At 42.4% G+C, this 12,330-nt stretch carries 11 protein-coding genes; 5 read left to right on the forward strand and 6 right to left on the reverse strand.

Annotation, left to right across the window (positions count from 1 at the left end):
• Positions 1-14: 14 nt before the first annotated feature.
• A complete protein-coding gene (locus QYC40_RS14595) occupies positions 15-455 on the reverse strand; it encodes a MarR family winged helix-turn-helix transcriptional regulator (protein ID WP_149524982.1) in 441 nt (146 codons plus the stop codon).
• 120 nt (positions 456-575) lie between these two features.
• Here QYC40_RS14595 and QYC40_RS14600 point away from each other — a divergent pair, with 120 nt between their 5' ends.
• Complete coding sequence (locus QYC40_RS14600; RefSeq protein WP_301990851.1) at positions 576-1,013, forward strand: hypothetical protein; 438 nt, start codon at positions 576-578, stop codon at positions 1,011-1,013.
• A gap of 5 nt (positions 1,014-1,018) precedes the next feature.
• On the opposite strand, the gene QYC40_RS14605 is transcribed toward QYC40_RS14600, so the two are convergent.
• Both QYC40_RS14605 and QYC40_RS14610 read right to left on the reverse strand, forming a co-directional pair.
• A complete protein-coding gene (locus QYC40_RS14605; RefSeq protein WP_301990852.1) occupies positions 1,019-1,795 on the reverse strand; it encodes an amidohydrolase in 777 nt (258 codons plus the stop codon).
• Positions 1,796-1,865: 70 nt separating this feature from the next.
• On the reverse strand, positions 1,866-2,843 hold the full coding sequence (locus tag QYC40_RS14610) for a polyprenyl synthetase family protein (RefSeq protein WP_301990853.1): 978 nt from the start codon (positions 2,841-2,843) through the stop codon (positions 1,866-1,868).
• Positions 2,844-2,948: 105 nt separating this feature from the next.
• Here QYC40_RS14610 and QYC40_RS14615 point away from each other — a divergent pair, with 105 nt between their 5' ends.
• Positions 2,949-4,115: a glycosyltransferase family 4 protein gene (locus tag QYC40_RS14615; RefSeq protein ID WP_301990854.1), complete on the forward strand. Its 1,167-nt coding sequence runs from the start codon at positions 2,949-2,951 to the stop codon at positions 4,113-4,115.
• Between the two features lies 1 nt (position 4,116).
• Positions 4,117-4,446: an iron-sulfur cluster assembly protein gene (locus QYC40_RS14620; protein ID WP_301990855.1), complete on the forward strand. Its 330-nt coding sequence runs from the start codon at positions 4,117-4,119 to the stop codon at positions 4,444-4,446.
• Here the strand turns inward: QYC40_RS14620 and uvrC are convergent.
• Positions 4,443-6,251 carry an excinuclease ABC subunit UvrC gene (uvrC, locus tag QYC40_RS14625; RefSeq protein ID WP_301990856.1) on the reverse strand — a complete coding sequence of 603 codons (1,809 nt, stop codon included), beginning with the start codon at positions 6,249-6,251 and terminating at the stop codon, positions 4,443-4,445. The genes QYC40_RS14620 and uvrC overlap by 4 nt on opposite strands.
• Positions 6,252-6,320: 69 nt before the next feature.
• On the reverse strand, positions 6,321-8,582 hold the full coding sequence (locus QYC40_RS14630; RefSeq protein ID WP_301990857.1) for a transglycosylase domain-containing protein: 2,262 nt from the start codon (positions 8,580-8,582) through the stop codon (positions 6,321-6,323).
• A gap of 302 nt (positions 8,583-8,884) precedes the next feature.
• Here QYC40_RS14630 and QYC40_RS14635 point away from each other — a divergent pair, with 302 nt between their 5' ends.
• Complete coding sequence (locus tag QYC40_RS14635) at positions 8,885-10,108, forward strand: TCR/Tet family MFS transporter (RefSeq protein WP_301990858.1); 1,224 nt, start codon at positions 8,885-8,887, stop codon at positions 10,106-10,108.
• Here the strand turns inward: QYC40_RS14635 and ispF are convergent.
• A complete protein-coding gene (gene ispF / locus QYC40_RS14640; protein ID WP_301990859.1) occupies positions 10,105-10,587 on the reverse strand; it encodes a 2-C-methyl-D-erythritol 2,4-cyclodiphosphate synthase in 483 nt (160 codons plus the stop codon). The two genes, QYC40_RS14635 and ispF, sit on opposite strands and share 4 nt — an antisense overlap.
• 176 nt (positions 10,588-10,763) lie before the next feature.
• On the opposite strand from ispF, the gene QYC40_RS14645 reads away from it, so the two are divergent.
• Positions 10,764-12,290, forward strand: a complete 1,527-nt coding sequence (locus QYC40_RS14645) for an SUMF1/EgtB/PvdO family nonheme iron enzyme (RefSeq protein WP_301990860.1) — start codon at positions 10,764-10,766, stop codon at positions 12,288-12,290.
• Positions 12,291-12,330: the final 40 nt, after the last annotated feature.

Genomic DNA, 12,330 nt, shown 5'->3' on the forward strand with positions numbered 1-12,330 from the left:
AAATAACATAAACCTTATTTAAGGTTATTAAAAACTATCTCCAGAATCTGCTGAGCTTGTCGCATAGAATCTCTATCGACACCCTCCATAGCTTCTGAGATAGTTTTTTCTGCTTGTGCCATACACTTATCTTTAATTCGATGGCCTTGTGCAGTTAAGTAAATCTGATTTGTTCTGCGGTCCCCCGATCCGCTTACACGAACTAGTAATTTCTGTTTCTCCAGATTGGAAATCAAGCGTGAAATACTCGGTTTGTCGCGAAAGGTTAGACGTGCAAGATCTTGCTGGCTTAATCCCTCTGAATCCCACAAGAAATACAGGATACTCCATTGCTCGGCGGTAATATTTAAACCTATTTGTTTAAAATTACGCTGTAGACGACGTCCTATTGCGGTGGAAACCCGACCGGTCAAGAACGAGTAGAATTCGTCTTGGTACATGTTTGCTACATCCATTATAATAATTTGGCTAATAAGGTTAACAGTTGTTTGTGCAATTAAGAGATAAAATAAGAGAAATGCAAATAAAAATGTTACAAAGCGGAATTGATTGAAAAAATAATTAACTTTAAGGCTATGGAGACTATTTTAACAATACTACTTGTAGTTGGCGGAATCTTATATAAGATTTATGAAAACTATAAGGAGGAAATGGAAAAATCGAGGAAGCGCATGCAAGAGCGGATGAAGCAAATGCAGCCTCCTACTCCTAGCCCGCAGCCACAGCCTATGAAGTCTGCGCGCAAGCAACAGGAAGCTAGACCCATCGCAATTCCTGTAGAAAGAAGACGTGAAGAAATTCCAAATATACCAGTTTATCAACCGGAAGTTGTGGAAATAGACGAGGTAGAACTAGCCCACCAACAGCGATTAGCTCGCCAAATGAAACAAAGGCAAAAGCAACAGCAGCAACAATTGGTGCTTGCTGAAGAGCAGCCTCATGCATCGGTTGATTTTGATCTAAGACGTGCGATTATTCAACAGGCAATCTTAGAACGCCCTTATAAAGACTAGTATTACTAAAGAATTTTGAACTGATCCTGATCATCGAGGAATGGAAAGCGATCTCTGTTTTCCTCCAGATCTTTTGGATAGATGGTGAATGTATATAAGTCCTCATCCTCCGGCTTATAATACACGACATCGCCATTAGGATTGATACACATCGAACCACCAGAATAATAAACTTCATTACCATCATGTCCCACACGATTGACACCAATAACAAAAGCTTGGTTTTCAATGGCACGTGCAGGTATTAATGCGCGCCAATGCTGCGATCGTTTATCAGGCCAGCTTGCGGTATAGACCAATAAGTCGTAGGCTCCGTTTTGATTTCTCGACCAGATCGGGAATCTTAGGTCATAGCAGATCATCGGGCAGATCTTCCATCCTTTCAATGGCAATATGACGCGGGATTGTCCCGCGGTGAATACTTTATCTTCGTTTGCCATGCTGAACAAGTGGCGCTTGTCGTAATGCACATAGCTACCATCTGGCGACATCCAGATAAAGCGGTTAAAATATTTACCTTCTTCCTCGATAATAAGGGTTCCGGCAATTACACAGTCGAACTTCTTGGAAGTTTCATAAAGCCAGTGCATTGTTTTGCCCGACATGGTTTCAGCACACTTCTCGACGTTGGTCGTGAAGCCTGTGTTGAACATTTCTGGCAGGATGATCAAGTCTGTCTTTTCTCTTAATGCCGATAGGCGCAAAGAAAGGTTCTGCAAGTTTTTATCGACGTTTTCCCAAAAAAGATAGGCTTGAAATATTGTTATTTTTAAAGGCTCCATGTGCTAAAATCCTCTTTCGCTATGTATTATTTTAATTACCAAAATAGCAAAAAGCTTGCAAAATTCATAATTACTTAACACGGTTCATCAGCATATCTGCTAACGCAAAAAGCTCTGCTTTATTTGCCTCGGGAACATCAATAGCACTTAATTGATTGTATGCCAATTGCATATATTCTTCCTTTAGCTGATTTGTATATTCATCGACAGCGAGGCTACTGTATAACTTTTTCATTCGTGTGATCTTTTCTTCGTCACTAAGTTGGTTAGGAAAAAGTAATTTATTCAATTCTTCTCTGTCCTCGCCTTGGGCTAATTGCTGTGTCCGGATGCGTAGGATGGTCTTCTTATCGCAAAGGATATCTCCCCCTACTTGCTTACCAAAACTTGAAGGATCACCATATACGTCCAGAAAATCGTCCTGCAGTTGGAAAGCAATTCCTAAGTTCACTCCGAAATCATAGATCAATTGCTGCTGCTCTTCCGTCGCGTCAGAAAGGATAGCGCCCATTTTCAAAGCACCGCCAAGCAAAACAGATGTTTTGAGCTTGATCATATTCAAATAATCCTGCTCTGCCACAGCCTCCATGTTTTCGAAATCCATATCTAGCTGCTGTCCTTCGCAGACTTCTAAGGCCACCTGATTAAATATACGAAGCAATGCAGGTATCTTCTCGTCCGGACAACGTGCTAGCTCTTCATAAGCCTTCACCAAAAGGGCATCGCCAGAAAGTATGGCTACATTATCATTCCATTGCATATGCACCGTCGGCTCTCCTCTTCGCAAAGGTGCCTTGTCCATAATATCATCATGAATTAGGGAGAAGTTATGGAAATATTCTATCGCACAGCTCGCAGGTAATACTTCTTCTAAGTTTTCTTTTCCAAACAAACGTGCTCCCATCAATGCCAACATCGGGCGAATACGCTTTCCGGAAAGCGAAAGGATATACCGAATGGGATCATAGAGATATGCAGGGGTCTGTGGAAAACTGCGTTCTTGTAGATATTGACTAACTAGTGTGCTATAGGGATGCGTTTCGAACATAATCTTTTAATTAGGCGAAGATAAGGATTTTTGAAGGGAAACGTCCATTTGGACTTTTGAATTTCAGGTCAGTCTATGTAACTTGCGAAAATTCACAATCTATTTATGCGGATTCTCATCATTCATAATCAATACCAACATATTGGGGGCGAAGATTTCGTCATGCGACAAGAAATGGATATCCTCCTGAAAGAGCATGAAGTAGAGCTGTATTCCGTAAAGAACGTCAAAGGACTGAAAGGCTATCTGCAGTACTTAACTTACCCTTGTAATTGGAAAGAAACCAAGCGCATCCGTTCGAAAGTGGAGGAATTTAAACCTGATATTATCCACATCCACAATATACATTATGCATTGGGCCCGCTGTTTATTCTGCATTTGAAGAAATTGGGCATTCCTATGCTTATGACGCTGCATAACTTCCGTTTGATCTGTCCGTCGGCAACATTATTTCATGACGGCAATATCTACCTGGAGTCCATCAAGGCAAAGTTCCCTTGGGATGCTGTGAAAAAGAAAGTATTGGAAAATTCCTACGTCAAAACCTTCTGGACAGCAATGACCTATTGGATTCATCGCAATCGAGGAACTTTTGATGCTATTGATCAGTACATTGTGCTTTCAGATTTTGCGAAAAGAATATTTGCCGAGTCGAGTTTCCCGGTTCCGACGGAGAAGTTTATTGTGAAGCCAAATTTTGTGGCGCAAATAGACCCGGATAGTATCGTTGATGATGGATCCTTTATTTACATCGGTCGCTTATCAGAAGAGAAAGGTATACTCCCTCTGCTACATGCGTGGAAAGCGACAAACCATCCGTTGAAGATCTTTGGCACCGGCCCACTACAACATGAGGTAGAACAGATTTGTAATCATTCGGAAAATATACATTACATGGGCTTTCAGTCGCGCGAAGCCATCAGTCGACATCTGGCGGGCGCAACAGCACTCGTTGTCCCTTCTGTCTGTTATGAAGCCATGCCCCTGTCAGTATTGGAGGCATACTCTGCCGGCGTACCGGTGCTGGCAAGCAATATTGGAATATTAACAGAAATGGTTGTACCTTTGTATACAGGTCTACTTTTTGACCCACACCATCACACCGACATTATTCAGCGATTAGCGGAATGGGTCAATTTAGATGCTACAAAGAAATTAGAGATTCAAGAGAATTGTCGTCGTGAATATCTGCAGAAATACGAGCGTACTTTGGTGATGAAGCAACTCGAGCAAATTTACCAGCAGGTATTGGCAAAAGGAAAAGGAGAATAGGATGAACATTATTATCATGGACAGGCTAGGCTTAGCCCCACAAATACAAGATGCTTTAGCAACGGTCTACGACCCGGAATTGAAGCCTGCAAATATTCTGGACTTAGGTTTAGTCTATGAAATCATCACAAAAGAAAATAAGCAAGCGAAGATTGTTATGACTTTAACAGCACCGGGATGTCCGGTTGCCGGAGAAATCATGAATGAAGTGCAACAAAAGGTGGCTGCCATTGATGGCATCGAAGAAGCGCTAGTAGAGCTTACTTTTGATCCACCTTGGACAAAAGATATGATGACCGAAGAAGCGAAACTAGAATTAGGATTGCTTTAGTCCTTTTCTACTGCAAAATACTGTCGAAGTGCTTGTACCTGTTTCAGGTTGAGCACTTTTTTTAGATCCTCATCCGAGGCTTCCCTCACCTTTTTAACAGATTTGAAGGTCTTCAACAATTTCTCTACCGTCACCTTCCCTATTCCCGGTATATTGTCCAGTTCGGATACAAAGGTTTTCCGACTACGCTGATTACGGTGGAAGGTAATACCGAAGCGATGCGCTTCATCACGCAAATGCTGTATAATCTTTAAGGTTTCTGATTTTTTATCTAAGTAGAGTGGATATTGGTCGCCAGGGTAAAACAGTTCTTCCAAGCGTTTTGCAATACCAATGACGGTGACTTGCTTCTCAATTCCCAACAATCTAAGACTCTTCAAGGCAGCTCCCAATTGTCCCTTTCCACCATCAATAACGATTAATTGAGGTAAAGTTTGGTCTTCGTCCAACAGTCTTCTGTATCTTCTAAAAACTGCTTCTTCCATCGTCGCAAAGTCATTGGGGCCTTCCACTGTCTTGACATTGAAATGCCTATAGTCTTTCTTCGAAGGTTTAGCATCTTTAAATACAACGATCGCCGATACGGGATAATTACCTTGAATATTGGAGTTATCGAAACATTCGATATGACGAGGGAGTACCGGAAGGCGCAGGTCTTTCTGCATCTGTTTTAAAACACGTTCTGTCTTTACCTCTGGGTTGAGCTTCTCGTATTGCAACAAGCGCTCCTTTTTAAAGTAAGCCACGTTCTTGAGCGATAGGTCGAGTAGCTTTCGCTTCTCGCCCATTTTAGGCACTACAAATCGATTATCCTCATTCCCCTCGATGTCCAACTCGAACGGCACAATAATCTCCTTAGAATGGCTTCTAAAGCGAGATCTTATTTCGGGGATAGCAATCGCCAATAGCTCAGCATCGGACTCATCGAGGCGCTTTTTCATTTCCAGCGTCTGCGTTTGAATAATAACACCATTCACCACCTTCAAGAAGTTGACAAAGGCATAGTTATCCTCCGAGGCAATACTGAATACATCCACATTCGTAATCGAGGAACTTACAACGGTAGACTTGCTTTGGTAGTTGGCAAGTTTGTCTAGCTTCATCTTAAACTTCTGCGCGCCTTCAAAATCCATCCGCCCTGCTGCTTCCTGCATCTGTTCTTTCAAACGGTTGGTCACCACAGTGATCTTGCCATTCAAAATATCCTTGATATCACTGAGGTTCTGGTTGTAATCTTCCTCGCTTTGATAGCCCTCACAGGGTCCTTTGCAATTACCAATCTGATATTCCAGACATACCTTAAATTTCCCTTTCGCGATATTCTCCTGGCTAAGACTCAGGTTACAGGTGCGTAAAGGGAAGAGTTCACGGATCATATCCAGAACGATGTGCATCATCCCTACAGAAGCGTAGGGACCGAAATATCGTGACCCGTCTTTGATATATCTGCGGGTCCAAAAGATGCGAGGGAAGCGTTCGTGTTTGATGACAATCCAAGGATAGGTCTTATCATCTTTCAGCATGACATTATATCGAGGCTGATGCTTTTTGATCAGGCTATTTTCCAAAAGCCAGGCATCGATCTCCGTGTCTACAATGGTAAAAGCAATGCGATTGATTTTCCGAACCAGCACACGAGTCTTGCTGTTCAGCTGATCAGAATTGACAAAATAAGAGCCCACTCTATTCTTCAGATCTTTTGCCTTTCCGACATAGATTAAAGTTCCCTCTTTATCAAAGTATTGGTAAACCCCCGGTCTATGGGGTATCTTGGTCAATTCTTTCCTGTAATCAAATTCCATCATTGCATAAAAAAACCAGACTTCAATTTACGTAAATTTTCAGTCTGGTAAAAAATTGATATCGTTCTACGACTAGAATCCTAGTCGATCATCTTCTGTCAACGGAGTTTCCGTTCTACCTGGATCATTTCCATAAAATTGAGAGAAGTTTGAACAGTTCATCTCAAAGCGCGTTATTCCTCCTGGAGGCATTGGAAAGTCTTCTTGGGTATAGTGTAGATCCTTGTCGGCATAGACCCGTTTCATAAACAATCCGAATACCGGCATCGCCGCAGCGGCACCTTGTCCATATTGCATACTGCTAAAGCTAATGCCTCTATCCTCAGCACCTGTCCATACTCCCGCAACCAGATCCGGTGTAACACCAATAAACCAAGCATCGGAGTTATCATTCGTCGTACCGGTCTTACCGCCAATTGGGTTTTTCAGTCCGCCGAAGTTTGGATCCCATCTCAATCGGTTACCCGTACCGCCATCAACAACACCCTTCAACATATCCACCATAGCGTATGCTGTTTCGCTGTTCAAGGCTTTCAATACTTTTGGTGCTTTCTCATAAATTGGAGCACCGTTCTTATCCTCTACTCGTAAAATCATGGTAGGTTCTACCCAAGTTCCTTGATTAACAAATGCGGAATAAGCCCCAACCATGTCATATAATGATGCATCGTAAGAACCTAAAGCGATAGAAAGCTCATTCGGAATATTTGAATTAACACCCATACGCTTCGTTAGATCAGCGACGTTGGCTGCACCAACTTCATTGATTAGATAGGCTGAAGCATAGTTCTGCGAGTATTTGATGGCATTTTTCAAGGTAATAGGGTCACCACCCTGCTGTGTTCCGCGAGGTGTCCAGTTACCGTAAGTTCTAGAATGGTTAGGAATAGATACACATGGTCCATAACCGTTATCAATCGCATACGCATAAACGAAAGGCTTCGCCGTCGAACCTACCTGACGAGTACCTAAGCGCACCTGATCATATTTAAAATGTTCGAAGTTAATACCACCGACCCAAGCTTTGATATAGCCGGTCTTTGGCTCCATCGCCATCATCGCATTGCGCAAGAATAGCTTTGTATATTTGATAGAATCCATTGGCGTCATCGTGGTATCGATATTACCTTTCCAAGTGAATAGATTCATCTGAACTTTCTTATCAAACTCCTTACGGATCTGCGCATCCGACAAACCTTCTGCCTTCAACGCGATATAACGATCTGAACGCTTCATTCCTTTTTCTAAAAGATTTGCGTTCTTACCGGTAAATGCATTACGACGCTTCCATTGTTTATCAAACTCACGCTGCAAGCGCGTCATCCACTCTTTCTGAGCGTCTTCAGCATGCTGTTGCATCTTATAGTTGATCGGCGTGTAGATTTTCAATCCATCACGATCTAAATCATAGGGTGTGCCATCGGGTTTTGTGATCGCTAGACGCTGAAATTCTTTTTTAATCTCTTCTTTTAACACCGCACGGAAATAGGGAGCTAAACCCTCACCATAGTTTGAAATCGTTAGTTTCAAACCTAAAGGTTTCTCTGACGCTTTTGCATAATCCTCCGCAGTGATAAAATTCTGATTACGCATATTCGACAACACCAAATTACGGCGTTGCAATGCACGTTCAGCTTGTCTAACCGGTGAATACTGCCCCGGACCTTTCAACATCCCAACTAACAATGCTGCCTGCTCGGCAGTTAACTTATCAGGAGTCGTATTGAAGTAAGTTCTAGCGGCCGACTTAATACCGAAGGTATTATAGGCGCCAAAGTCTACCGTATTGAAGTACATCATAATGATCTCTTCTTTGGTATAATTACGCTCTAAACGAACTGCGGTAATCCATTCCTGGAACTTCTGCATGATCCGTTTCACGGAACTACGTGCTCTTTGCTCACCAAATAGATTTAATGCTAATTGCTGGGTAATTGTACTACCGCCTTGCTTATTTCCACTTAAGGTCAATAAAACCGTCGATAGCGTACGAGAATAATCGATACCCGAGTGCTCATAGAAACGCTTGTCTTCCGTGGAAACCAAGGCCTGCACTAGGAATGGAGATAATTCAGAATATTTTACATTAGAACGATTATGCACGTAATAGGTACCTAATACGCGGTTATCGTCGGTAATAATTTCAGATGCTAAATTACTTTTGGGATTTTCTAAGTCTTTGAAGGTTGGTAATTTTCCGAAAATACCGATGCGGACACTGAGTAGAAATAGTGCGCCTAGCAACACCAGTCCAATTAAGATTTTCCAGAAATTACGCGTATACCTTTTTACGTCTTCTTCGGTAAGATTACTACTTTTTGCTTCTCTCTTCATTTGTTAATTAATGAAACCACGAAAGCCTCACTCACTGTGTGATAGTTTCGATTTTCTATAACATCAGTAAGTGTGCCAATTGTTAGATTACAGGTACAAAAGTACCATATTTTTCTGGACCAAACGGAATATACGAAAAATGAAGAAATATTTTTCTGGACAATGTGTTTAAACAATGGATAAAACGCTGTTTCTGCCGAATTGTAAAATCATTTCTACATTCGGAATGAGTTTATTTTCCGCGGTAATAATGTTTTATCTATTTGCGATAATCGTTTTCAAATACCTACCTTCGCAATAGTATGCTGGCGAAAATCAACACTAAATCTGGGCTATTTTTCATCTTTCTCACTGTGGTATTAGACTCAATAGGTCTGGGTATAATCATCCCGGTGATGCCCGCCTTGATCAAAGAGCTAATTCATGGAGATATCAGCCAAGCCTCCTCCTATGGCGGATGGCTTACATTCTGCTATGCCTTTATGCAGTTTTTCTTTGCGGCAGTACTAGGCAATTTAAGCGATCGATATGGACGAAGACCGGTACTGTTATGTTCGTTATTTGGCTTCGCCATAAATTACATCCTGATTGGATTTGCACCGAGCATATTTTGGCTGTTTGTAGGTCGTATTGTTGCCGGTATCACGGGAGCTAGCCATACCGTCGCAGCAGCTTATATCGCGGATGTCAGCACGCCACAGAACAAAGCGCAAAACTTTGGTTTATTAGGTGCAGCGTTTGGATTAGGATTTATAATCGGCCCTGTATTAGGCGGTTTACTTGGTCATTATGGACCAAGAGTGCCGTTCTTCGCTGCCGCAGGCTTAACATTCTTCAATTTTCTTTACGGTTATTTCATTGTTCCAGAGTCGTTGAAACCCGAAAACAGACGGCCCTTTAGCTGGAAAAATGCTAACCCCATCGGGAGCTTCCGACATATTGGTCGTTATGTGCATATTCAGCCACTCGTCCTTTGTATCTTCCTGATCAATATTGCTGCCCATGCTGTTCAAAGCACCTGGTCCTACTATACCATGGAGCGATTCGATTGGAATGAACGGATGATTGGTTATTCACTCGGATTTATCGGGGTCTTATTAACTATCGTGCAAGCCGGCTTAATACGAATCATCATCCCTAAAATAGGAATACCGAAAAGCATCATCTTTGGACTTTTACTGAGCTGTATCTCCTTCCTGATGATGGGCCTAGCAGGTTCAACTGCCATGCTCTATATCTCCAGTATTTTCTACGTGTTCTCCGGCATCGCCGGCCCGGCGATACAGAGTTCGATCTCTAATCAAACGCCAGCAAACGAGCAGGGGCAGATACAAGGGGGATTGACCTGCATTATCAGTTTGACCGCTATCATCGGCCCATTGATGATGACCAGCCTATTTTCGTTCTTTACGAAAAAGAGCACCACGCTGTATATGCCTAGTGCTCCATTTTATCTCGCTAGTTTATTAGGCTTAATCGCCTGTCTGACTGCCTTACAATATTTTAGAAAACGACCGAAAGATTAATCTGCTTTCTGTATTAAACAAACTGCATAAGCAACAACACCCTCCTCACGACCGATAAAACCCATCGTTTCGTTCGTTGTCGCCTTTATCGAAACATCCTCTACAGATATCCCTGCCGCCTCGGCGATATTGATTTTCATTTGTGGAATATATGGCTTAATCTTTGGCGCTTCCAAACAAAGCATCCCATCGATGTTTCCAAGTTCATATCCCTTCTCTTTAATTAAAGCTACGCAGTGCTTCAATAGGTCTAAACTATTCGCGCCTTTCCAACGGTCATCTGTATTGGGAAAATGATAGCCGATATCTTCCAAGTTAGCAGCGCCGAGAATGGCATCACAAATCGCATGCGCCAATACATCCGCATCAGAATGTCCGAACGCACCGGCATGGTGCTCCAGTTTGACGCCTCCAACAACAAAGGGATGCCCTTCACGCATTTGATGCACATCAAATCCAAATCCTACTTTTATTTTCATATTGTTACGAAGATACAGCAATATCTTATGTAAAAAAAGTGGAAGCAAATCCGCTATTTCAAGCTATTATTCCAACATTTTACTACAAATCATTAAAAATCACAGCTTACTGTGCAGGAAACTCATTTTCCTATAATATATATTTACTACTTTTGGATTTAAAATCCTCATTATTTATGATGTATTCGAAAAAAATATTAATTCCAACACTCTGCCTAGCCTTCGGTTTATTAATATTTAGCTCGTGTAGTAAAAGCCACAACAGTAATTATTCGTCGAAAACGGGCGTGAAGTACAACGATCCGTACAACGGCGGTCTGCAGATCAATCGTAAAGTGAAAGAGGCACCAGGTCCAGGCCTTGTCGGCATTGAAGGCGGAACTTTCGTGATGGGAGGTAGCCTCAATGAAGATCTGGGCTATGACTATGACAATGCCAAACGTCGTGTGACTGTAGCATCGTTCTATATAGACGAAACAGAGGTCTCGAATGCAGACTGGTTAGAATACCTTCAATGGATTGCGCAAAGCTATCCTGAGGACGGAAAGATGTATTACGACGCACTTCCTGATTCATTAGTGTGGCGCCATCCCCTATCCTATAATGAACCTTACGTTAATTTATACCTCAGACATCCTTCGTTTCAAGACTACCCTGTTGTTGGGGTAAGTTGGGAGCAAGCCAATGCTTATTGTCAATGGCGTACAGATCGCGTAAATGAAAATATCCTTCGCGAGTCGGGAGTCCTGATGGACTATAAAACGATGAGTAGCCAACAAACAAAGCCTGAAACAGGATTCAACACCGAACTTTATTTGAACGGACAAATCCGCGGAGCAAACGTGGATGGCAAAAACATGCCGAAAGATAACAGCATCGGTGCTGCCAAAGACGCTCGTCGCCCTGTACGTATGGAAGATGGGATATTGAAACAACCGTACCGTTTACCAACAGAAGCAGAATGGGAATACGCAGCCCTTGGCTTAATTGGAAACTCTTTCCAAGGCAATATCCAAACTGCTCGTACCTATCCTTGGGATGGTTTAGGCGTGCGTTCCGCACAGCGTAAATCGCAAGGTAAGATGTTAGCAAACTTCAAAATTACATCCGGTAATAATATGGGTGTAGCCGGCAACTTGAATGATGGCGGCGATATTACGGTACCCGTACGCGCTTATATGCCAAATGACTTTGGTTTGTATAATATGGCGGGAAATGTGAATGAATGGGTAAGTGATGTTTACCGTCAGTTATCTTTTGAAGACTTTGAAGATTTCAATCCTTATCGTGGACATGTGTTCATGGATAATCAATATGAAGACGCACAGACGCGTACGCTAGCTAAAGACCAGTATGGAAGACCTATTAAAGTTCCTGCAAAAGCAGCCCGCAAACAAACTTGGGAGGAACTGCAGCAAGCAAAGACGATAGACTCTATCAACATGGGAGCAGCGCCAGCATACGATCATGATGTTCGTGGCTATTTAGATGAAGAACAAAAAGCATTATTCGGAAAAGCTACGTTGGTGAATGATAAATCGCGCGTATATAAAGGAGGATCATGGAACGATAGAGCTTACTGGTTGAACCCGGCAACACGTCGCTTCGCTCAGCAAGATCAGTCTAGTGCCATGATTGGATTCCGTTGTGCCATGACGATGGTTGGAAATGTGTATGGACCAGCGTCCAATACCCGTCGCTAATCGACTCCATAATTAGATATAAAGAAAAGGGCTTTGAAAT

Source organism: Sphingobacterium sp. BN32 (assembly GCF_030503615.1).
Lineage (GTDB): Bacteria > Bacteroidota > Bacteroidia > Sphingobacteriales > Sphingobacteriaceae > Sphingobacterium.

Bases quoted from the DNA above. Each gene is read 5' to 3' on its own strand.
- QYC40_RS14630 (WP_301990857.1), bottom strand. From the start codon at position 8,582: ATGAAGAGAGAAGCAAAAAGTAGTAATCTTACCGAAGAAGACGTAAAA.
- QYC40_RS14605 (WP_301990852.1), bottom strand. From the start codon at position 1,795: ATGGAGCCTTTAAAAATAACAATATTTCAAGCCTATCTTTTTTGGGAA.
- ispF (WP_301990859.1), bottom strand. From the start codon at position 10,587: ATGAAAATAAAAGTAGGATTTGGATTTGATGTGCATCAAATGCGTGAA.
- QYC40_RS14620 (WP_301990855.1), top strand. From the start codon at position 4,117: ATGAACATTATTATCATGGACAGGCTAGGCTTAGCCCCACAAATACAA.
- QYC40_RS14600 (WP_301990851.1), top strand. From the start codon at position 576: ATGGAGACTATTTTAACAATACTACTTGTAGTTGGCGGAATCTTATAT.
- QYC40_RS14635 (WP_301990858.1), top strand. From the start codon at position 8,885: ATGCTGGCGAAAATCAACACTAAATCTGGGCTATTTTTCATCTTTCTC.
- uvrC (WP_301990856.1), bottom strand. From the start codon at position 6,251: ATGATGGAATTTGATTACAGGAAAGAATTGACCAAGATACCCCATAGA.
- QYC40_RS14595 (WP_149524982.1), bottom strand. From the start codon at position 455: ATGGATGTAGCAAACATGTACCAAGACGAATTCTACTCGTTCTTGACC.
- QYC40_RS14615 (WP_301990854.1), top strand. From the start codon at position 2,949: ATGCGGATTCTCATCATTCATAATCAATACCAACATATTGGGGGCGAA.
- QYC40_RS14610 (WP_301990853.1), bottom strand. From the start codon at position 2,843: ATGTTCGAAACGCATCCCTATAGCACACTAGTTAGTCAATATCTACAA.
- QYC40_RS14645 (WP_301990860.1), top strand. From the start codon at position 10,764: ATGATGTATTCGAAAAAAATATTAATTCCAACACTCTGCCTAGCCTTC.